Source organism: Streptomyces vulcanius (assembly GCF_042653945.1).
Lineage (GTDB): Bacteria > Actinomycetota > Actinomycetes > Streptomycetales > Streptomycetaceae > Streptomyces > Streptomyces mangrovi.
The window spans coordinates 41,870-63,166 of the sequence record NZ_JBHSFK010000010.1 but is presented as its reverse complement, the minus strand read 5'-3'; the positions used below and the strand labels follow the sequence as shown (position 1 = coordinate 63,166).

The 21,297-nt window shown below is 70.8% G+C and carries 14 protein-coding genes; 8 read left to right on the top strand and 6 right to left on the bottom strand.

Features of this window, described 5'->3' with window-relative positions; all coding sequences use genetic code 11:
• Positions 1-169 precede the first annotated feature (169 nt).
• Entirely contained in the window at positions 170-1,408 is a 1,239-nt protein-coding gene (locus ACFPIH_RS17010; protein WP_381171185.1) for a YibE/F family protein, read from the bottom strand.
• Positions 1,409-1,480: 72 nt separating this feature from the next.
• Between ACFPIH_RS17010 and ACFPIH_RS17005 the strand changes: the two genes are divergently transcribed.
• From ACFPIH_RS17005 to ACFPIH_RS16995, 3 genes are all read left to right on the top strand, one after another.
• Positions 1,481-1,933, top strand: a complete 453-nt coding sequence (locus ACFPIH_RS17005) for a hypothetical protein (RefSeq protein ID WP_385877043.1) — start codon at positions 1,481-1,483, stop codon at positions 1,931-1,933.
• Between the two features lie 482 nt (positions 1,934-2,415).
• Positions 2,416-4,236 carry a phosphomethylpyrimidine synthase ThiC gene (thiC, locus tag ACFPIH_RS17000; protein WP_381171189.1) on the top strand — a complete coding sequence of 607 codons (1,821 nt, stop codon included), beginning with the start codon at positions 2,416-2,418 and terminating at the stop codon, positions 4,234-4,236.
• Positions 4,237-4,305: 69 nt separating this feature from the next.
• Entirely contained in the window at positions 4,306-5,817 is a 1,512-nt protein-coding gene (locus ACFPIH_RS16995) for a VWA domain-containing protein (RefSeq protein ID WP_381171191.1), read from the top strand.
• 159 nt (positions 5,818-5,976) lie between these two features.
• On the opposite strand, the gene ACFPIH_RS16990 is transcribed toward ACFPIH_RS16995, so the two are convergent.
• The 3 genes from ACFPIH_RS16990 to ACFPIH_RS16980 form a co-directional block, all read right to left on the bottom strand.
• Complete coding sequence (locus tag ACFPIH_RS16990) at positions 5,977-6,867, bottom strand: hypothetical protein (protein ID WP_381171193.1); 891 nt, start codon at positions 6,865-6,867, stop codon at positions 5,977-5,979.
• A gap of 272 nt (positions 6,868-7,139) precedes the next feature.
• Positions 7,140-8,222 carry a metallophosphoesterase gene (locus tag ACFPIH_RS16985; RefSeq protein WP_381171195.1) on the bottom strand — a complete coding sequence of 361 codons (1,083 nt, stop codon included), beginning with the start codon at positions 8,220-8,222 and terminating at the stop codon, positions 7,140-7,142.
• Between the two features lie 1,086 nt (positions 8,223-9,308).
• Entirely contained in the window at positions 9,309-10,421 is a 1,113-nt protein-coding gene (locus tag ACFPIH_RS16980) for a LacI family DNA-binding transcriptional regulator (RefSeq protein ID WP_381171197.1), read from the bottom strand.
• Positions 10,422-10,877: 456 nt separating this feature from the next.
• Between ACFPIH_RS16980 and hisC the strand changes: the two genes are divergently transcribed.
• The 5 genes from hisC to ACFPIH_RS16955 all read left to right on the top strand — a co-directional run bounded on the left by hisC (position 10,878) and on the right by ACFPIH_RS16955 (position 19,392).
• Complete coding sequence (gene hisC, locus ACFPIH_RS16975) at positions 10,878-11,957, top strand: histidinol-phosphate transaminase (RefSeq protein ID WP_381171199.1); 1,080 nt, start codon at positions 10,878-10,880, stop codon at positions 11,955-11,957.
• 182 nt (positions 11,958-12,139) lie between these two features.
• The gene (locus ACFPIH_RS16970; RefSeq protein WP_381171202.1) at positions 12,140-13,648 is read left to right on the top strand and encodes a cytochrome ubiquinol oxidase subunit I; all 1,509 of its coding nucleotides are present in this window, start codon (positions 12,140-12,142) and stop codon (positions 13,646-13,648) included.
• Between the two features lie 20 nt (positions 13,649-13,668).
• Entirely contained in the window at positions 13,669-14,673 is a 1,005-nt protein-coding gene (cydB, locus tag ACFPIH_RS16965) for a cytochrome d ubiquinol oxidase subunit II (RefSeq protein WP_381171204.1), read from the top strand.
• Between the two features lie 60 nt (positions 14,674-14,733).
• Entirely contained in the window at positions 14,734-18,252 is a 3,519-nt protein-coding gene (gene cydD / locus ACFPIH_RS16960) for a thiol reductant ABC exporter subunit CydD (protein ID WP_381171206.1), read from the top strand.
• Positions 18,253-18,330: 78 nt separating this feature from the next.
• Positions 18,331-19,392 (top strand): M23 family metallopeptidase, encoded by a 1,062-nt coding sequence (locus ACFPIH_RS16955; RefSeq protein ID WP_381171208.1) that lies wholly within the window; start codon positions 18,331-18,333, stop codon positions 19,390-19,392.
• Here the strand turns inward: ACFPIH_RS16955 and ACFPIH_RS16950 are convergent, their stop codons facing one another.
• Together ACFPIH_RS16950 and ACFPIH_RS16945 are read right to left on the bottom strand one after the other, a co-directional pair.
• The gene (locus ACFPIH_RS16950) at positions 19,393-20,280 is read right to left on the bottom strand and encodes a Cof-type HAD-IIB family hydrolase (RefSeq protein WP_381171210.1); all 888 of its coding nucleotides are present in this window, start codon (positions 20,278-20,280) and stop codon (positions 19,393-19,395) included. It lies immediately after the preceding gene.
• Positions 20,281-20,346: 66 nt separating this feature from the next.
• Positions 20,347-21,240, bottom strand: coding sequence for an LLM class flavin-dependent oxidoreductase (locus tag ACFPIH_RS16945; protein ID WP_381171212.1), 894 nt, complete (start codon positions 21,238-21,240; stop codon positions 20,347-20,349).
• Positions 21,241-21,297 lie beyond the last annotated feature (57 nt).

Genomic DNA, 21,297 nt, shown 5'->3' with positions numbered 1-21,297 from the left:
GCGACGGCGCGGGGTGCGCTGATGCAACGGCGCCGTGGTCAGCACTGCGGTGGTCAGCACTGCGGTGGTCAGCACTGCGGTGGTGCGGCAACGCGGTGGTGCGGCGCTGCGGGTGACGGGCGGGCTCCGGTCGTGGGAACTCGTACGGGCGCCCGCACACCCGTACGCCTCAGTGCTTGCGGCGTCGGCCCTTGCCGCCCCGGGGCTGGGGAGCGGCGCCCACTCCCGCGGCTCCCGCCGGAGCTGCCTCGGGGGCCGGCACCGACGCCGCCGCGGGGTCCGGCCGGTCGGCCGCGACCACGAGGGCGGCGAGGGCCGTGGTGACCGGCACCGAGGCCACCAGGCCGATCGAGCCCACCAGGGTGCGCACGATCTCCTCGGCGACCAGCTCGCTGTTGGCGACCGCGCCGACGCTGCTCTGCGCGATCGAGAAGAGCAGCAGCAGCGGCAGCGCGGCACCGGCGTAGGCGAGGACGAGCGTGTTCACGACGGACGCGATGTGGTCGCGGCCGATGCGGATGCCGGCCCGGTACAGCCCGCGCCAGCCCATCGCCGGGTTGGCCTCGTGCAGTTCCCAGACCGCTGAGGTCTGGGTGACCGTCACGTCGTCGAGGACACCGAGCGAGCCGATGATGATGCCGGCCAGCAGCAGACCGCTCATGTCGATCGACGGGTACAGGCCGTGGATCAGGCCGGTGTTGTCGTCCGTGTTGCCGGTCAGCGCGGCCCAGTCGATGAACCAGGATCCGAGAAAGCCGATCAGCATCAGAGAGATGAGGGTGCCCAGCACCGCGACGGACGTTCTGGCCGAGAGGCCGTGACACAGGTACAGCGCGATCAGCATGATGGCGCTCGCCCCCACCACGGCCACGAGCAGCGGGTTGGAGCCCTGCAGGATCGCGGGCAGGATGAAGAAGTTCAGGATCATGAAGCTGATGGCCAGCGCCACCAGGGCCATGACACCTCGCAGCCGCCCGACGACCACGACGGCGACGGCGAAGATGAGGGCCAGCACCGTCATCGGGACACGGCGGTTCACGTCGGTGACCGAGTACTGCAGGTCCTTCGGCGCCGAGGGCTCGTAGGCGACCACGACCTTCTCGCCCTGGTACAACTGCCGTGACTGGTCCGGCTGGACGATCTCGGTGAACGTACGGCCCTTGTCGTCGCCGGTGTCCACGCGGATCGTGGCCTTCTTGCAGGTGCCGTTCGCCTGCTGCTCGGCTGATGAGCCCTCGGCCGTGGAGGTGTCGCCGGTCGGCGTGCCGCCCGAGGCGTTCACCGACGAGCAGCTCACGCTCACGACCTTGGTGACCGTGGCCTGCTGGGTCTGCCGGTCGAAGCCGACTCCGGTGCGTTCGTGCGCCGGCGCGCCGCCCGGCCACAGCACCACGAGTCCGGCCAGCACGGCAACGCCGAACGGGATGAGGATGGCCGCGATGACCTTGCGCAGGTGCTTCGAGACCGGCGCGGCCGGACCATGACTGTGGCTGTGACCGTGGCCATGCCCTCCGCCGGCACCGGAGTCGTGCCCTCCACCGGCATCCGGGTTGTGGCCCCCATCGGGGCCGGAGCCCGGACTCTGGCCTCCACCGTGACCATCGCCGCTGTCATGACCGTGACCCTGCCCATGACCGCCACCGTGACCGCGACCTTGATCATCCTCGGGACCGTGGCCTTCGCCGTGACCCTGGCCTCCGCCACGACCGTGACCGTGATCGTGGCCTTCACCGAAGCCGTTCCCGAAGCCGTCCCCATAGCCGCCGCCATGACCGCTCCCGGTCTGCGGGCCCCGCTTGTCACCGGGGCCGGCACCGGGCCCGAAGGGATACCTCTGCTGTCCGGGCCGCTGGCCGGTGCCTGGCCCCGGCCCGGGTCGCTGCCCCTGCCCCTGTTGCTCCGGAGGCTGTCCTTGACCCCGGCCCTGCCCTGAACCACCCGGCGTCCTGCCGTAACCCTGCTCCGACGGAACGCGGCCGTATCCGGGACCCTGTTCGTGGTCGTGCCCGCCACCGAAGTCGCGGTTGTCCCCGCGGCCCTGGCCAGGTCGGTTCCCGGGGGCGCTCCCCAGGCCGTTGCCGGGCTGGTTGCCGGGGCCGCTTCCGGCGCCCGGTCTGCGGGGCGGCTCGGGTGGTGGGTACGGGGGACGGTTCGTCGTGGTCACCGCCCGATCATCGCAAGAACGCTTGGGGCCCTCTGTTCACCGCGCCCGAATTGACGCTAGCGTGGAGCCACCTTTGCACACGCGGGAGCTCGGAGCACCGGGCTGAGAGGGCGCTGACCTCCGTCTTCGCGATGTTTCACGTGGAACGTCATTGAGTGAGTGATGTTTCACATGAAACACCGGCAGGCGGTAGCCGCTGCGTCGACCGCCGAACCTGTTACCGGGTAATGCCGGCGTAGGGAGTAGGTCTCATGACCAACAAGGACGCACGCACGCCTGCCTCCATTCAGGACGAAAAGTCCCAAGAGGTCGGAGTGTCCGGGGATCCCGGGGAGTCCATCGGCTGGCACAAGGGATACATCGAGGGCACCCGCGCCGATCTGCGTGTGCCGGTCCGTCAGGTGCATCTCACCAACGGACGGTCGGTCACGCTGTACGACACCTCCGGCCCGTACACCGATCCGCTCGTCGACACTGACGTACGCAGGGGCCTGGCGCCGTTGCGCGAGAACTGGATCATCGCCCGCGGTGACACCGAGGAGTACGCGGGCCGCCCCGTCCGTCCCGAGGACGACGGCATCAAGCACACCTCGCCGCGCGGAGGGCTCCGCAACCTCGACGCGGTCTTCCCGGGACGACCCCGGCAGCCACGCCGCAGCAGGGACGGGCAGGCGGTCACACAGCTCGCGTACGCGCGCCGTGGGGAGGTCACACCCGAGATGGAGTACGTGGCCGTCAGGGAGAACGTTTCCCCCGAGGTCGTGCGGGAGGAGATCGCCGCGGGACGGGCGGTGCTGCCGGCGAACGTCAACCACCCGGAGATCGAGCCGATGATCATCGGCAAGCGGTTCCTGGTGAAGGTCAACGCCAACATCGGCAACTCGGCGGTGACGTCCTCCATCGAGGAGGAGGTCGAGAAGATGACCTGGGCGACCCGCTGGGGCGCCGACACGGTCATGGACCTGTCCACCGGCCGCAATATCCACACCACCCGCGAGTGGGTGCTGCGCAACTCCCCCGTGCCGATCGGGACGGTGCCGCTGTACCAGGCGCTGGAGAAGGTCGACGGCAAGGCCGAGGAACTGACCTGGGAGATCTACAAGGACACGGTGATCGAGCAGGCCGAGCAGGGCGTGGACTACGTGACGGTCCACGCGGGTGTGCGTCTGCCGTATGTGCCGCTGACGGCGAACCGCAAGACCGGCATCGTCTCGCGTGGCGGCTCGATCATGGCGGCCTGGTGCCTGGCACACCACAAGGAGTCGTTCCTGTACGAGAACTTCGAGGAACTCTGCGAGATCCTCGCCGCCTACGACGTCACGTACTCGCTGGGCGACGGCCTGCGGCCGGGCTCGATCGCCGACGCCAACGACGAGGCGCAGTTCGCGGAGTTGCGCACGCTCGGGGAACTCAACACGATCGCCAAGCGTTTCAACGTACAGACCATGATCGAGGGCCCGGGACATGTCCCGATGCACAAGATCAAGGAGAACATCGACCTTCAGCAGGAGATCTGCGATGAAGCTCCGTTCTATACGCTCGGCCCGCTGACGACGGACGTCGCGCCGGCCTACGACCACATCACCTCCGGCATCGGTGCCGCGATGATCGCCTGGTGGGGCACGGCGATGCTCTGCTACGTCACGCCCAAGGAACATCTGGGCCTGCCCAACCGCGACGACGTCAAGACCGGTGTCATCACCTACAAGATCGCCGCGCATGCGGCCGACGTCGCCAAGGGGCACCCCGGCGCGCAGGACTGGGACGACGCGCTGTCCGACGCCCGCTTCGAGTTCCGGTGGGAGGACCAGTTCAACCTGGCCCTCGATCCGGACACGGCACGGCGTTTCCACGACGAGACGCTGCCGGCCGAGCCCGCCAAGACGGCTCACTTCTGCTCGATGTGCGGGCCGAAGTTCTGTTCGATGAAGATCAGCCAGACCATCACCGAGCGGTTCGGCGGTGCGGCGGACGAAGGAGCGTCGCAGGAGGAGATCGCGGAGGGCATGCTCCAGAAGTCGAAGGAGTTCGCGGCAAGCGGGAACCGGGTGTATCTGCCGCTGGCGGACTGACATCCGGGACCGACATCCGGGACTGACATCCGGGGACCGACATCCGGTGCGACTCGGCAGACTGGTCCCATGACAGCGCGAACCATGAGCAAGGGTGCCAATCTGCCGGTCGACTTGCCTGTCGTCCGCCTCGAACTCAGCTGGTCCGAGGCGGGCGGCGGCCCCGACGTCGATGCCTCGGCGCTGCTGCTGACCACCGCGGGACGGGTGCGTGACGACGGCGACCTCGTCTTCTACAACCAGCCGCGTCACGCCTCCGGTGCCGTGACCCACCTCGGCAGGCGGACGACCGCCCACGGACCGACCGACACCGTTCAGGTGGACCTTCGCTCGCTGGAGAGCGCCGTCGTACGCGTGGTGGTGTGCGCGTCGGCCGACGGCGGCACCTTCGGGCAGGTGGCCGACCTGACACTCAGGCTGCTCGACGCGGACGGGCACTCCGAGATCGCCCGCTTCGAGATGCAGGCGGAGACGGAGACGGCGCTGATCGGCGGCGAGTTGTACCTGCGCGAGGGGCGGTGGAAGTTCCGCGCGGTCGGGCAGGGGTATGCCGCCGGTCTCGCCGGGCTGGCGACGGACTTCGGTATCACGGTCGACGAGGAGGTGACGGAGCCGACGGATGCGGCGGAGGCGGTGGGGACGGTGGGGACGGCCGGTGCTGCGGCGGCAGCGGATCTGGAGGAGGCGGTGGGGACGACTGGGGCGGCAGGGACGACTGGGGCGGTGGGGACGGCCGGTGCGGCGAAGGTTCCGTTGAGCCCCGAAGCGGTCGGTCGGTCTGTCGGGTCCGCAGATGCTCCGCCGTCCGGTCCCCGTCTGGCCAAGGGCGAGGAGCGGCTTCCCGTGGACATGCGGAAGCGGCTCTCCCTGCGCAAGGAGCAGGTCGCCGTCAGTCTGAGCAAGCGCGGGGCCGTAGGACTCCGGGCCCGGGTCGTCCTCGTGCTGGACGCCTCCGGATCCATGGCGTTCCTGTACTCGCGCGGTGTGGTGGCGGACGTGGTGGAGCGTATGGCCGCCGTGGTGGCGCAGTTGGACGACGACGGCGAGATGCAGGCCTGGACCTTCGCCAGCAACGCCGCCCGACTCCCCGACCTTCGCCTGGGTGAACTCCCCGAGTGGCTGCGGCTGCATGTGCGCGGGGGTGAGATCAGCCTGTTCCGGCGGAGCAGGAAGCCACGGAAGGGAATGGAGCCCGGGCAGGTCGACATGCGGACGGTCGGTATCCAGAACGAGGAGCAGAAGGCGATCGCCGAGGTGCGCGCGTACGTGCGGGAGAATCCCGCTGCCGTGCCCACTCTGGTGCTGTTCTTCTCCGACGGAGGGGTCTACCGCGACGCGGCGATCGAACGGGAGCTGCGGGAGGCGGTCGAGGAGCCGGTCTTCTGGCAGTTCGTCGGGCTGGGCCGCGCCAACTACGGCGTCCTGGAAAGGTTCGACACACTCCCCGGGCGCCGCGTCGACAACGTCGGCTTCTTCGCCGTGGACGACATCGCCACCGTCCCGGACCCGGAGCTCTACGACCGGCTGCTCTCGGAGTTCCCGGCCTGGATCACCGCGGCCGGCCGAGCCGGAATCCTCTGAAACATGGCGGCACGGCACAGCTCGGCCGTCCCACCGGCGGTCGGCTTGCGCTCCCTTCGTCCCGGGGTGTCCCGGGAGTGTTCCTGGGTCTTCCAGGTGCGTCCTGGAGGCTCAGGGGCCGCCGGAGGCGTCCGGGGGCCGGGGGCGCAAGCCGAGGGCCTATTCCGGCTGGTGGTCCGGGCCGCCGAAGTCCGGGCTGGAGTAGTCCGGGCTGCTGTAGCTCGGGCGGGGGCCCGCAGGGGGGCCGCCGTCGGGGCTGGTGAAGCCCGGACGGTCGTATCCGATCTTCGGAAGGCGGCCGGTCGGGGCCGGCGAGGCCGGCGGGACGGATTCCGGGCGCAGCGTCGCCGCGGCACCGTGGTCGGCGAGGGCCTCGCGCAGAAACGGCAGTATGCCGCGCTCCAGCAGGGCTTCTCGCCAGGTGTCCCTGGCCCGGACCACCTCCTCGCTCAGTTCGCCGTACGGTCCGCCCTCCAGGGAGGGACGGTTGCGCAGGGCGGTGAGCAGCAGGCCGACGGTGGCGACCAGGATCGCGGCAGCGGCGATGGCCCCGAACGCCCATCCGACGTTGAGCATGGCCTGGGCGACCGCCTGATCGGGTTCGACCGCCCTGAGGAGGTACCCGACGAGCAGGAAGATCACCGCGGCGGTTCCGGCGAGGACGGGGGTGAGGACGGCGGCGATGGCGATGGCGCCCGCGCCGGCGGCCTCGGCGACCTGGGCCGCCTCCCCCACGGTGGTGGCGAGCCCCATCGTGCCCCCGCCCGGCTCGCTCAAGCCGGTTGCGCGCGCGGACGACGGGGTGGACGGCGCCGGGTGGCGCAGTTCCTCGCGGACCTTCACGTAGTGCTGGTACTCGGCCGCCGCAGCCGCCGTGATGAGGGCGGAGGCGTTGAGCGCCATGGTGCGCAGTTGTTCGGAGTTGAGCCGCTGTCCGACAGCGGCGAGCTCCGGGTGGTGTGGTGCGGAGCGCAGCGCCTCGTCGAGGATCCGCTCGTATTCCTGGCGGTCCTCACTGAGCAGGTGCTGCGGAACGCTGTTCATGTGCATCCCCCGATGCTCCGTAGGGCTTGGGGCTCGCATGCCAACGAGCCGTCGGGCAGAAACGGAGGGGAGCCTGCTACGGATAAGGCGATGGTAGAGCGGCGACGGCATGCGGTGACAGGGGGTTTACGGAAATTGGCCCCTGGCCTGCCAGGTCGTCGGCCGGTCGAGCGGCGGGCAGGAGGCGGGCCGGGGCGAGGCAGGAAGCGGGCCGGGGCCGGGCCGGGGGCGGTCCCGGCACGCCGTCGGAGCCGCCCGGACTCCGCGGCCGCGAATGCTCAGGCGTCCAGCGGCAGTTGCTGGACCAGCAGTTTTCCGGCCATGGTCACGCCGCCGTCCATCGCGATGGCCAGTCCGTCGGCGTAGACGTGCGGTCCTTCGACGTGCGGGCCGCCCTCGTCCTCGTCCTCCTCGGAGCCGACTTCGCCCAGCAGATAGGGAATCGGGCTGTGTCCGTGAACGATGCGGGTGCCTCCGTACGTATCGAGCAGGGAACGGACGGCGTCGGCTCCCCCCTCGTCCCGGAAGGAGAAGCGCTTGGTGAACTTGCGGAACAGATCCCACACCTCGTCCGCGTCGTTGCGGGTGATCGTCTCCCGGACGGTGTCGTTGACCGCCTCGATCGAGTCGCCGTAGTCGAGGTAGGCAGTGGTGTCCGAGTGGACGAGCAGATGACCGTCGACCTCCTCGACGGCGTCGAGGCGTGCCATCCACTGCAGGTGGTGGTCCTGGAGGCGGTCCATGTCGTGCTTCTGGCCGCCGTTGAGCAGCCAGGCCGCCTGGAAGGTGGCGGTGCCCGCGCCGGAGTTGACGGGGGTGTCGCCGAACCGCTTGGCGCCGAGCAGGAGCAGCTCGTGGTTGCCCATGAGGGCCTTGCAGTAGCCGCCGGCCGCGGCGGCTTCGGCGGACAGCCGCATCACGAGGTCGATGACACCGATGCCGTCCGGGCCGCGGTCGGTGAAGTCGCCGAGGAACCACAGCCGGGAGGTGCCCGCGCACCACTGCCCGGCCGTGTCGATCAGGCCCTTCTCCTGCAGCGCGGCCGTCAGCTCGTCGAGATAGCCGTGCACGTCGCCGACGACGAACAGCGGGCCGGGGCCGGTCACGGGCTGCGGGTCCGTGGCGGGCGCCGGCTCGACGGCCACCTGGAGCGTGTCGCCCCGGTTGATGACGGGCAGGTCGCGCTGCGTGGGCGTGTAGCCCTCCGGGTGCTCCAGGGGGTCGTCGAGGGGCGGCGCGACGTTGCCGGGATGCGCGCTGTGGTCGTACGAACCGGTCTCATGGACGTATGCGGGTACCCGGAAGTCGCGCACCGTCGCCGTGCGCTCCACCTCGGGTCCCTGACCGGCCCCCTGAGTCATCAGACCCCTCCACCATCGCGCCGCATCTGCACTCTTCGGGCCGCCTGGTCGCAGCGGCCCGCGGTGCCGTGGGCCCATCATAGGAATGCGGATCGCGCCGTGTGACGACCCAGGGGTGGTGAATCGGAGCAAGGCTTCAGATCGTCGCGGCTTTCGCCCCGATTGGGCCGGGCTTCGGCAGCACGCGCTCACCTGGTGCACACCCCGCACACACCCTCACCCTACGACCCCGGGGCGCGCATGCGGGTGCCCGAGGGGCCGAGAGGGCCGGGGGAAGAGCTGTCGCCCCCCTCGGTCGGTCGGCCGGGCGAGGGACGGTGACGGGCGGCGGATGCGGACGGCCGAGCCGACGGGGCAGGGGGAGCGGCCGACCTCGGTGACGGAGGCGCACACCGCCAAGCCCACCGGGGAGCCTGCGCACGCCGCCCGCGACAGCCGCCCGTTCCAGGGCGGGACTGGGAGGGGTCATGAAGATGGCCTGGGGGGCGTGAAGATGGCGAGGAGGGCGCCCGAGGAGACCGCTGAGCGCCGGGGCTGAGGGCGGCCGGTGAAACCGCCTGAGTGGCCGTCAGAGCGCCTCGGGCGGCGCCTGTGGGTCGGGGTGTCGGCAGGGTGCCACCGTGCCGACTGCGGCGGCTCGGGCGGCCTCCCAGGGGCGCTCCTCCCGACTGCCGGACCGGCCGAGAGGACCGACCTCCCCGCCACGGCGGGAAACTCGCTCCCCTAGGGGCTGCCCAGCACCGGAGCCGGACCTGTGGCCGCCATAGGCGCGCTGGGAGCCCTGGGAGCCCTGAGAGCCGGGGGAGGACAACCCCTCGTCGCCGATACCGCGCCCTCCCACAGGAGCCCACCACCGCTCCACCACCGTCGAGGAGCCCGCATCCCGAAAGCCGTCCGCCTCCGAGAACCACTTCTGGACGGGCTTCCATCCATCCCCCAGGGCGATTCGCCGCCCAGCAACCCTCTGCCCCTCCCGTGGAGCGCGCCCCTCGCGCCCCACGGCCCCTCGCGGCGACGCCCCCTCGGGGACGCCCCCTCGGGGACGCCCCCCTAGGCGACGGCCCCCTAGGCGACGAGCCCCTGCCCCTACCCCTTCTCCGGCGTCCGAGGCGGGCTCACCGTCGTGCGTGGTGGGCGTCGCTGAGAAGAGGTACGCACGATCAGTTCGGTCGGTATCACCTGTTCGACCGGCGAGTCCGACTCCACGCCCTCGATCGCGTCGATGAGGAGCTGCACCACCGCCGTACCGATTCGGCGCGGTTTCAGCGAGAGCGTGGTGATCGGCGGCTCGGTGGCGGCGTACACCGTGGACTCGCTGCAGCACACCAGCAGGAGATCCTCCGGCACCCGCAGCCCGTAGCGGCGGGCGGCGGCGAGCAGATCCGTGCCGTTGGGATCGAACAGGCCGTAGACCGCGTCGGGACGGTCGGGGCGGGCGAGCAGACGGTCCGCGGCGACGGCGCCCGCGCACGGGTCGTGGGCGGGGTAGGCCTCGTAGACCGGATCCTGCCCGACCCGCTCGCACCAGCGCAGGTAGGCGGTGGTGGAGAGGTGGGTGTACGTGTCCGTGGTCGTCCCCGTCAGCAGGCCGATGCGGCGGGCGCCGGCGTCGGCCAGGTGGTCGAGGATGTCGAGGACGGCGGCCTCGTGGTCGTTGTCGACCCACGCCGTGACCGGCAGGGTGCCGGCCGGGCGGCCGTCGGAGACGACGGGTAAACCCTGGCGTACGAGCTCGCTGACCACCGGATCCTGGTCGGACGGGTCGATGACGACCGTGCCGTCCAGGGCGACGTTCGACCACACGTCGTGGCGCGAGGTCGCGGGGAGGATGACGAGCGCGTAGCCGCGGGCGAGCGCGGCCGAGGTGGCGGCACGTGCCATCTCCGCGAAGTACGCGAACTCGGTGAAGGTGAAAGGTTCATCCCCGTACGTCGTCACGGTCAGGCCGATGAGGCCCGACTTGCCGGTACGGAGGGTTCGGGCCGCCGCCGAAGGGCGGTAGCCCAGTCGGTCGGCGACCTCGCGGACATGGCGTCGGGTGGCATCGGGGAGCCTGCCCTTGCCGTTGAGGGCGTCGGAGACGGTCGTAATGGACACTCCGGCGGCGGCGGCCACGTCCCTGATGCCCGCCCGGCCCGGCCGGTTGCCTCGGCGTGAGGTTTCCGCGCGGCTCACCTGGTGCTTCCCTGCTGCTGTCATGGCGAGCCGATAGTAGGGCTCATCCGGTGGGGTAGGGCGGACGCATATGCACGCGTTGACAGGCACGTTTCTGCAAGGTCACAAGGGCTCAATTGGCTTAGAAACCAAGGCAGTTAACCGCTTGCATGGCAAGACGTGGCGTGTTGGCACGTATGAGCCTGCCAAGGCACCGATGTTTCGAAGAGGTCTCAACTCACCTGCACGAGGGATGCGCGCCACGGCGCGAGCTACCGGCGCATAGATATATGTATGGCGCGCCCCCCGATTCGTACGCCTTCGTCCGTAGAGATCATGAGAGATCACGACAGTTCGCTCGGCGGCCCCTCGGGAGCCGGACGGCGGCCCGCCCGAGTCCGACGGCGGCCCGCCCGCACCGCTACGCACCCGCCCCGAATCCTCATAAGGTGAGCAGCATTGAAGCCGGGAGCCGGTGATGTGGTCACGAGGAGGACTGCGGTGAGCGAGACGAGCCCCAAACTGCGCGCCGAGCTGGAGGGGATTCCCACCTACAAGCCGGGCAAGCCTGCCGCGGCCGGCGGTCCGGTGGCCTACAAGCTGTCCTCCAACGAGAACCCCTATCCGCCGCTGCCCGGCGTGATGGAGGCCGTGACGGCCGCCGCCGGCTCCTTCAACCGCTACCCGGACCTCGCGTGCACGGCCCTGGTGAACGAGCTCTCCGCGTGCTTCGGGGTGCCCGCCGAGCACCTGGCCACCGGTACGGGTTCGGTCGGTGTCGCCCAGCAGCTGGTGCAGTCGACGGCGGGCCCCGGCGACGAGGTGATCTACGCCTGGCGGTCCTTCGAGGCTTATCCGATCATCACGCAGATCAGCGGTGCCACGTCCGTGCAGGTGCCGCTGACGGCGGGGGACGTGCACGACCTTGACGCCATGGCCGACGCGATCACCGACCGGACCCGGCTGATCTTCGTCTGCAACCCCAACAACCCGACCGGCACCGTCGTACGCAGGACAGAGCTGGAACGATTCCTCGACCGGGTGCCGGGCGATGTACTGGTCGTGCTGGACGAGGCCTACCGGGAGTTCATCCGTGACGCCGAGGTCCCGGACGGCGTCGAGCTGTACCGCAGCCGTCCGAACGTCTGCGTCCTGCGGACCTTCTCGAAGGCGTACGGCCTCGCCGGTCTGCGGGTCGGCTTCGCGATCGCGCACGAGCCGGTCGCGACGGCGCTGCGCAAGACGGCCGTGCCCTTCGGTGTGAGCCAACTCGCACAGGAGGCCGCGATCGCCTCGCTGCGCGCCGAGGACGAGCTGTTCGGCCGGGTCGGCTCCCTGGTGGGCGAGCGCACCCGGGTGGTCGAGGGGCTGCGCGCCCAGGGCTGGACGGTGCCCGAGACCCAGGCCAACTTCGTGTGGCTGCGGCTGGGTGAGCACACGCTCCCGTTCGCGGCTGCGTGCGAGGAGCACGGGGTCGTGGTCAGGCCGTTCCCGGGCGAGGGCGTGCGGGTGACGGTCGGGGAGACCGAGGCGAACGACATCTTCCTGAAGGTGACGGAAGGGTTCCGCAAGGAGCTGTGACCGCACCGCGGCCGAGGGGGGTCCCGACGGCGGGGACCCCCCTTTTACGTGTCGAAAATCGGTGCGTACTATGGGCTTGTGAATGTGAACGCGTTCACAAGCGCGTCCCGATTGCTCCGCTGATGTGTGTGACATAAGGGGCAAATTGCCGCTTTACCACGGCATGTAAGGAGACAGACGACGTGGATTTGGCTCTGGCGCCGGAGACCCTGGCGCGCTGGCAGTTCGGTATCACCACCGTCTACCACTTCCTCTTCGTCCCCCTGACGATCTCCCTCGCGGCCCTCACCGCAGGCCTCCAGACCGCCTGGGTGCGGACGGAGAACGAGAGGTACCTCAGGGCGACCAAGTTCTGGGGCAAGCTCTTCCTGATCAACATCGCGATGGGCGTCGTCACCGGCATCGTGCAGGAGTTCCAGTTCGGCATGAACTGGTCCGACTACTCGCGCTTCGTCGGCGACATCTTCGGCGCCCCGCTGGCCTTCGAGGCCCTGATCGCCTTCTTCTTCGAGTCCACCTTCATCGGCCTGTGGATCTTCGGCTGGGACAAGCTGCCGAAGAAGATCCATCTGGCCTGCATCTGGATGGTCTCGATCGGCACGATCCTGTCGGCCTACTTCATCCTCGCGGCCAACTCCTGGATGCAGCACCCGGTCGGCTACCGGATCAACAAGGAGAAGGGCCGCGCCGAGCTCACCGACTTCTGGGCCGTGCTGACCCAGAACACCGCGCTCGCCCAGGTCTTCCACACCATGTCGGCGGCCTTCCTCACCGGCGGCGCGTTCATGGTGGGCATCGCCGCCTTCCACCTGTTCCGCAAGAAGCACATCACCGTGATGAAGACCTCGCTGCGGCTCGGCCTGGTCACCGTCGTCATCGCCGGCATGTTCACCGCCATCAGCGGCGACACCCTCGGCAAGGTGATGTTCAAGCAGCAGCCGATGAAGATGGCCGCCGCCGAGGCGCTGTGGGACGGCGAGGCGCCCGCGCCCTTCTCGGTCTTCGCCTACGGCGACGTCGAGAAGGGGCACAACAAGGTCGCCATTGAGATCCCCGGCCTGCTGTCCTTCCTCGCGAACGACGACTTCACCTCGCACGTCCCCGGCATCAACGACGTCAACAAGGCCGAGCAGGAGAAGTACGGGCCCGGCGACTACCGGCCCAACATCCCCGTCGCCTACTGGGGCTTTCGCTGGATGATCGGCTTCGGCATGTCGTCCTTCGCTATCGGGCTGGCCGGACTCTGGCTCACCCGCAAGAGGTTCCTGCTGCCGCAGCACCTGAGGGTCGGCGACGACGAGGTGCCCCACCTGGTCCTCTTCCGGAACAAGGCCCTCAGCCCCAAGCTCTCCAAGCTGTACTGGCTGGTGGCGATCTGGACTCTCGGCTTCCCGCTGATCGCCAACTCCTGGGGCTGGATCTTCACCGAGATGGGCCGCCAGCCGTGGGTCGTCTACGGCGTTCTGCAGACCCGCGACGCCGTCTCCCCCGGTGTCTCCCAGGCCGAGATCCTCACCTCGATGATCGTCTTCACGGCCCTGTACGCGGTCCTCGCCGTCATCGAGGTCAAGCTGCTGGTGAAGTACGTGAAGGCCGGCCCGCCCGAGCTGACCGAGGCCGACCTCAACCCGCCCACGAAGATCGGCGGCGACTCCCGTGACGCCGACAAGCCGATGGCCTTCTCGTACTAGGCCGAGGGAGCTGCACAGTCATGGAACTGCACGACGTCTGGTTCGTCCTCATCGCCGTCCTGTGGACCGGCTACTTCTTCCTGGAGGGCTTCGACTTCGGGGTCGGCATCCTCACCAAGCTGCTCGCCCGCGACCGGCCCGAGAAGCGGGTGCTGATCAACACCATCGGGCCCGTCTGGGACGGCAACGAGGTGTGGCTGCTCACAGCGGGCGGTGCGACCTTCGCCGCCTTCCCCGAGTGGTACGCCACCCTCTTCTCCGGCTTCTACCTGCCTCTGCTGGTCATCCTGGTCTGCCTGATCGTCCGGGGCGTCGCCTTCGAGTACCGGGCGAAGCGGCCCGAGGAGAACTGGCAGCGCAACTGGGAGACCGCGATCTTCTGGACCTCGCTCCTCCCCGCGTTCCTGTGGGGCGTGGCCTTCGGCAACATCGTGCACGGCGTGAAGATCGACCGGAACTTCGAGTACGTCGGCACCCTCGGCGACCTGCTCCACCCGTACGCCCTCCTCGGCGGCCTGGTGACCCTGACCCTGTTCACCTTCCACGGTGCGGTGTTCACGGCCCTCAAGACCGTCGGCGACATCCGGGAGCGGGCGCGGCAGCTGGCCATGAAGGTCGGGCTGGTGACCGCCGTTCTCGCACTGGTCTTCCTGCTGTGGACCCAGATCGACAGCGGTGACGCCAAGAGCCTGGTCGCGCTCGTCGTGGCGGTCGCCGCCCTGGTCACGGCGCTCGTGGCCAACCAGGCGGGGCGCGAGGGCTGGTCGTTCGCCCTTTCCGGCCTCACCATCGTGGCCGCCATGGCCATGCTCTTCCTGACGCTCTTCCCGAACGTCATGCCGTCCACGCTCAACGAGGACTGGAGCCTCACGGTGACCAACGCCTCGTCGAGCCCGTACACCCTGAAGATCATGACCTGGCTGGCGGTGATCGCCACGCCGCTCGTGCTGCTCTACCAGGGGTGGACGTACTGGGTGTTCCGCAAGCGGATCGGTACCCAGCACCTCGCCGACGCCGCGCACTGAGTCCGACAGGGGTGTGTTTCACATGAAACACACCCCACTGGGCCGAAGGGCATGTTTCACGTGAAACCAATCGATCCGCGCCTCCTCCGGTACGCCCGCGCCACCCGGTTCTTCCTGATGGCCGTGATCGGCCTGGGCGCTGTCGGGGCTCTCCTGGTGATTGCCCAGGCGATGCTCATCGCCGAAGTGGTGGTCGGTGCCTTCCTGCACGGTCTCTCGGTCGCCGAACTCCGCACCCCCCTGCTGCTGTTGGTGGCCGTGGCGGTCGGCCGTGCGCTGGTCTCCTGGCTCACCGAACTCGCCGCGCACCGCGCGGGCGCCGCGGTGAAGTCGGAGCTGCGGGGACGGCTCCTGGAGCGGGCCACCGCCCTGGGGCCCGGGTGGCTGAGCGGGCAGCGCACCGGCTCTCTGGTCGCTCTCGCCACCCGGGGCGTGGACGCCCTGGACGACTACTTCTCGCGCTATCTCCCGCAATTGGGACTGGCGGTGGTCGTGCCGGTCGCGGTGCTGGCGCGGATCGTCACCGAGGACTGGGTCTCCGCGGCCATCATCGTCGGCACCCTCCCCCTCATCCCGGTCTTCATGGTGCTGATCGGCTGGGCCACGCAGTCCCGGATGGATCGTCAGTGGCGGCTGCTGTCCCGGCTCTCCGGCCACTTCCTGGACGTCGTCGCCGGGCTGCCCACACTGAAGGTGTTCGGACGGGCCAAGGCACAGGCCGAGTCGATCCGGCGGATCACCGGCGAGTACCGGCAGGCGACCATGCGGACGCTGCGGATCGCCTTCATCTCGTCGTTCGCGCTGGAGCTGCTGTCGACGCTCTCGGTGGCGCTGGTCGCCGTCACGATCGGTATGCGGCTGGTGCACGGCGAGATGGACCTGTACATCGGCCTGGTCATCCTCGTGCTCGCGCCGGAGGCGTATCTGCCGCTGCGGCAGGTCGGGGCGCAGTACCACGCGGCGGCCGAGGGGCTCGCGGCGGCCGAGGAGATCTTCGCCGTGCTGGAGACGCCTGTGCCGGCGTCCGGCACGACGGTCGTCCCGGCGGGCCGGCTGGCCTTCGAGGGCGTGACGGTCCGTTATCCCGGGCGTTCGGCGGACGCCGTCTCGGACGTGTCCTTCGTCGTCGAGCCGGGGGAGACCGTCGCGCTCGTGGGCCCGAGCGGCGTGGGCAAGTCGACCCTGCTGCACACGCTGCTGGGCTTCGTACGGCCTGACGAGGGCCGGGTGCGGGTCGGGGGAGTCGATCTCGCCGACGCCGACCTGGAGCAGTGGCGGTCGCGGATCGCCTGGGTTCCGCAGCGCCCGCACCTGTACGCCGGGACGGTCGCCGAGAACGTACGGCTGGCGCGTCCCGACGCCGACGAGGCGGCCGTACGCCGGGCGTTGGCGGACGCGGGGGCTCTGGACTTCGTGGACGCGCTCCCGGACGGGCTCGGCACCGTCCTGGGCGAGGACGGTGCCGGGCTCTCCGCGGGGCAGCGGCAGCGGCTCGCGCTGGCCAGGGCGTTCCTCGCGGACCGGCCCGTGCTTCTGCTGGACGAACCGACGGCAGCGCTCGACGGGGAGACCGAGGCGGAGGTCGTGGCGGCGGTACGGCGGCTGGCGGCGGGGCGGACGGTCCTGCTGGTCGTGCACCGGCCGGCGCTGCTGGGCGTGGCGGACCGGGTGGAGCGGCTGGACGCGGTGGCCGCTGCGGACGCGGTGACTGGTGTGGACGCGGTGGAGTCGCACCGGCCGGTGGAGGCCACGGCGGCGGTCTCTCCCACGCCGCTGGAGACGGCGGCCCTTGCCTCGGACGACCCCGAGACCCCCAGCACCCCCTCCCGCGCACGCGTCCTCACGCGAGTGCGGGCCATGGCGGGCCCCCGCCGGGGCAGGCTCGCCCTCGCGCTGCTGCTCGGCAGCCTGGCCCTCGGCAGTGCCGTGGGGCTCATGGCCACCTCCGGCTGGCTCATCTCGCGGGCCTCGCAGCAGCCGCCGGTGCTGTACCTGATGGTGGCCGTGACGGCGACCCGCGCCTTCGGCATCGGCCGGGCGGTGTTCCGCTACGCGGAGCGGCTCGTGTCGCACGACGCGGTGCTGCGGATGCTCGCCGACACCCGGGTGGCGGTCTTCCGGCGGCTGGAGCGGCTGGCGCCCGCCGGGCTGCGGAGCACCCGCCGGGGCGATCTGCTGACGCGGCTGGTCGCCGATGTGGACGCGCTCCAGGACTACTGGCTGCGCTGGCTGCTGCCCGCCGGCGGCGCCGTCGTCGTGTCGGCCGGGTCGGTCGCGTTCACGGCGTGGCTGCTGCCCGAGGCGGGGGCGGTGCTGGCGGCCGGGCTGCTGGCGGCGGGGGTGGGGGTGCCGCTGGTCACCGGTGCGGTGGCCCGTCGCGCCGAGCGGCGGCTGGCCCCCGCTCGGGGCGTACTGGGCACCCGCACGGCCGACCTGCTCACCGGCACCGCCGAACTGACCGTCGCGGGCGCCCTGTCCGCCCGTACCGCCGAGGTGCGGGCGGCGGACGGCGTGCTCACCCGGATCGCCTCGCGGGCCGCCACGGCGACCGCGCTCGGTGCCGGGCTGACCGCGCTCGTGTCCGGGCTGACCTTCGCCGCGGCGGGGCTCGTGGGCGCCCAGGCGGTCGTCGCCGGACGGTTGGACGGCGTGACCATGGCGGTGGTCGTCCTGACCCCGCTGGCCGCCTTCGAGGCCGTCCTGGGGCTTCCCCTGGCCGTCCAGTACCGGCAGCGGGTGCGCAGGAGCGCGGAGCGGGTGTTCGAGGTCCTGGACTCCCCCGAGCCGGTGCGCGAGCCGGAACGGCCGCGTACGGCGCCCGCGTCGCCGTTCCCGCTCGTCGTCCACGGGCTCACCGCGCGGCACGCCGGGCAGGGCCGGGACGCGCTCGCGGAGGTCGACCTCACCCTGGCCGAGGGGCGCAGGATCGCGGTCGTAGGGCCTTCCGGCTCCGGAAAGACGACCCTCGCGCAGGTGCTTCTGCGGTTCCTGGACGCGGGCGCGGGTTCGTACACGCTCGGCGGGGTGGACGCCTACGAGCTGGACGGGGACGACGTACGGCGGCTGGTGGGGCTGTGCGCGCAGGACGCGCATCTCTTCGACAGCTCGGTGCGCGAGAACCTGCTGCTGGCGAGGAAGGGCGCGAGCGAGGACGAACTGCGCGACGCGCTGGCGCGGGCCCGGCTGCTGGAGTGGGCGGACGGTCTGCCCGACGGACTCGACACGCTCGTCGGCGAGCACGGCGCGCGGCTCTCCGGCGGGCAGCGGCAGCGGCTGGCACTGGCCCGGGCGCTGCTCGCCGACTTCCCGGTGCTGGTGCTCGACGAACCTGCCGAGCACCTCGACCTGCCGACCGCCGACGCCCTCACCGCCGACCTGCTGGCCGCCACCGAGGACCGTACGACGGTACTCATCACCCACCGGCTGGCCGGTCTGGAGTCGGTGGACGAGGTGCTGGTGCTGGACGCCGGCCGGGTCGTACAACGCGGCACCTACGCGGAACTGGCGGCCGTGCCGGGGCCCTTGCGCAACATGGCTGAGCGGGAGGCGACCACCGAGCTCATGGCGGGGGCGTACTGAGCCATCAGGGGTGAGCCGTCCCCCAGGCGTACGACTCCAACAGGACCGGTACCGCGGAACCGGGTGAAGATCGCTGACATGCGCTCATCTCGCCGTCGCCCTCTTCTCGTCCCGGTCCTGCTGTGCGCTGCCGCCGTGCTCGCGGCACGGCCCACGGCGGCCGACAGCGAGTCCGGTGACGCCCCCGCACCGGACTCCGGGCTCAGCACCCAGGTGGCCCGGCTGTACGAGGACGCGGCGGCGGCCACCCGGCGGTACGAGGAGGGACGGCACGCGGCGGAGGCACAACTGGGCGAGGTCCGGCGGCTGGAGGCGCTCCTGGGCCGTGAACGTCGGGAGATCGGCGCCCTGCGCGACGATCTGGGCCGGATCGCGCGGGCCCAGTACCGGAGCGGGGGCGGGCTGCCGATCGCCGCGCAGATGGTGCTGGCGGGCAGCCCGGATGAGCTGATGCGCGGTCAGCATGTGTTCGCCCGGGCGAGTCTGGCTGTCGACAACGCGATCGGCAGGAGTCGGCGGGCCGAGGCGAAGCTGGCCGCCGACGAGGCGCGGGCCACGGAGGCATGGCGGGCGGTGGAGCTGCGCAGGGGCGAACTCGCCGCGTTGAAGAAGGGCATCGAGGACAAGCTCGAACAGGCGCGCCGGCAGTTGCAGGGGCAGGCGGACGTCTCGGTCGCCGCGGGCTCGTGCCGTGGTGCCGTACGGCTCGACCAGCCGCGGCTGCACTTCACGCGCGCGTGGGTCGCTCCCGTGGAGACGTACACGTTGTCCGCGGGCTTCGGCAGCGGCGGCGACCGCTGGGTGAACCGGCACACCGGGCAGGACTTCGCGGTGCCGATCGGAACGCCGGTGCGGGCGGCCGGGGCGGGGCGGGTGGTGCGGGTGTCGTGCGGAGGCGCGTTCGGCATCCAGGTCGTGCTCCGGCACGCCGACGGCTACTACACGCAGTACGCCCATCTCGCCGCCGTCACCGTCGACCAGGGCGACGGTGTGAGTCCCGGGCAGTGGATCGGCCAGTCGGGCACCTCCGGCAACTCCACGGGCCCGCATCTGCACTTCGAGGTCCGGGTCACGCCGGAACTGGGATCGTCGGTGGACCCGGTGCCGTGGCTGGCGGAACGCGGGGCGCCCGTGGGGTAGTCAGGCGTGTTCCGCGAGGAGCTGCTCGATGACGACCGCGACACCGTCCTCGTTGTTGGCGACCGTCCGCCCCGAGGCCGCCGCGAGCACGTCCGGGTGCGCGTTGCCCATCGCGTACGACCGGCCGGCCCAGGTCAGCATCTCCACGTCGTTGGGCATGTCCCCGAACGCGACGACCTCCTCGTGCGAGATACCGCGTTCCGCGCAGCACAGGGCGAGCGTGCTGGCCTTGGAGACGCCGGGACCGCTGATCTCCAGCAGGGCGCTGGGGCTGGAGCGGGTGACGTTGGCGCGGTCGCCGATGGCGAGCCGGGCGAGGGTGAGGAAGGCGTCCGGGTCGATCGTGGGGTGGTAGGCGAGGATCTTGAGGACCGGCTCGGTGGACGCGGCGCCGCCCTCCGCCAGCAGTTCCTCGGCGGCCGCCAGGTTGTCGGGGGTCTCCATGTGCATCTTCGGGTACTCCGGCTCCTGGTAGAAGCCGTACGTCTGCTCGATCGCGTACAGCGTGCCGGGCGCCGCGTCCCGCAGCAGCCGTACGGCGTCCAGCGCGTTCTCCAGCGCCAGTTCGCGCACCTTCACGAACCGGTGCGCGCCGGGGCCGCCGTGCAGGTCGACCACGGCGGCGCCGTTGCCGCAGATCGCCAGGCCGTGCCCGTGGACGTGGTCGCTGACGACGTCCATCCAGCGGGCCGGGCGGCCGGTGACGAAGAAGACCTCGATGCCCGCCTCCTCGGCGGCGGCGAGGGCGGCGACCGTGCGTGGGGAGACCGACTTGTCGTCGCGCAGCAGAGTGCCGTCGAGATCGGTGGCGATCAGTCGGGGCGGAAGGGCGGCGGCCGGGGTTTCGGGCTGTCGAGTCGCTGAGGTCACCGGGCCATTCTCGCGCATATGCCCGCACGACCGTGCGAGAGTCCGCCCACATGAGGATCCGGACCGGGCGTGGACGGCCGGAGGTCAGCGGAGCTGGTCCGGTGCCTCCAGGGCGATCTGCTCGAAGACCTTCTCGTCCACGGCGAAGTCGGAGTCGGGGATCGGCCAGTGGATCACGAGTTCCGTGAAGCCGAGTTCCTTGTGTCGGCCCGCGAAGTCGACGAAGGCGTCCAGGGACTCCAGCGGACGGGTGCGGTCCGGGGTGAACCCGGTGAGCAGGATCCGGCCCAGCTCGGCCACGTCCCGGCCCTCTGCGGCACACGCGGCGGTGAGCTTCTCGACCTGGCCGCGAATGGCCTGAAGCGACTGCTCCGGGGTGCCGTGCTCGTACAGCTTGGGATCCCCGGTCGTCACCCACGCCTGCCCGTGGCGGGCGGCGAGCCGCAGCCCGCGCGGTCCGGTCGCCGCGACGGCGAAGGGCAGCCGGGGGCGCTGGACACAGCCGGGGATGTTGCGGGCCTCGTGGGCCGAGTAGTGGGTGCCGTCGCAGGACACCGAGTCCTCGGTGAGCAGCCGGTCGAGCAGCGCCACGAACTCGGCGAACCGGTCGGCGCGCTCGCGTGGGGTCCACGGCTCCCTGCCGAGCACGGTGGCGTCGAATCCGTTGCCGCCCGCGCCTATGCCCAGGGTCACCCGGCCGTCGGAGACGTCGTCCAGGGAGATCAGTTCCTTGGCGAGGGTCACCGGGTGGCGGAAGTTCGGCGAGGTCACGAGGGTGCCCAGGCGCAGGGTCCGGGTCACCGACGCTGCGGCCGTGAGGGTGGGGATCGCCCCGAACCACGGTCCGTCCCGGAAGGTCCGCCATGACAGGTGGTCGTACGTGTACGCGGTATGGAATCCGAGGTCCTCGGCCAGCCGCCAGTTCTTCTGTCCCTCGCTCCACCGGTGGATGGGGAGGATCACCGTGCTCAACTGCATGCCCTCGACCCTACGCGTCCCCGCTCTCTGCTCTCGGCGCTGTTTCACGTGAAACAG

Excerpts from the sequence above, each read along its gene's own strand:
- ACFPIH_RS16950 (WP_381171210.1), bottom strand. The coding sequence starts at position 20,280 with ATGCGCGAGAATGGCCCGGTGACCTCAGCGACTCGACAGCCCGAAACC.
- ACFPIH_RS16985 (WP_381171195.1), bottom strand. The coding sequence starts at position 8,222 with ATGACTCAGGGGGCCGGTCAGGGACCCGAGGTGGAGCGCACGGCGACG.
- ACFPIH_RS16955 (WP_381171208.1), top strand. The coding sequence starts at position 18,331 with ATGCGCTCATCTCGCCGTCGCCCTCTTCTCGTCCCGGTCCTGCTGTGC.
- ACFPIH_RS17005 (WP_385877043.1), top strand. The coding sequence starts at position 1,481 with ATGACTGTGGCTGTGACCGTGGCCATGCCCTCCGCCGGCACCGGAGTC.
- ACFPIH_RS16945 (WP_381171212.1), bottom strand. The coding sequence starts at position 21,240 with ATGCAGTTGAGCACGGTGATCCTCCCCATCCACCGGTGGAGCGAGGGA.
- cydB (WP_381171204.1), top strand. The coding sequence starts at position 13,669 with ATGGAACTGCACGACGTCTGGTTCGTCCTCATCGCCGTCCTGTGGACC.
- ACFPIH_RS16990 (WP_381171193.1), bottom strand. The coding sequence starts at position 6,867 with ATGCACATGAACAGCGTTCCGCAGCACCTGCTCAGTGAGGACCGCCAG.
- ACFPIH_RS16995 (WP_381171191.1), top strand. The coding sequence starts at position 4,306 with ATGACAGCGCGAACCATGAGCAAGGGTGCCAATCTGCCGGTCGACTTG.
- thiC (WP_381171189.1), top strand. The coding sequence starts at position 2,416 with ATGACCAACAAGGACGCACGCACGCCTGCCTCCATTCAGGACGAAAAG.
- ACFPIH_RS16980 (WP_381171197.1), bottom strand. The coding sequence starts at position 10,421 with ATGACAGCAGCAGGGAAGCACCAGGTGAGCCGCGCGGAAACCTCACGC.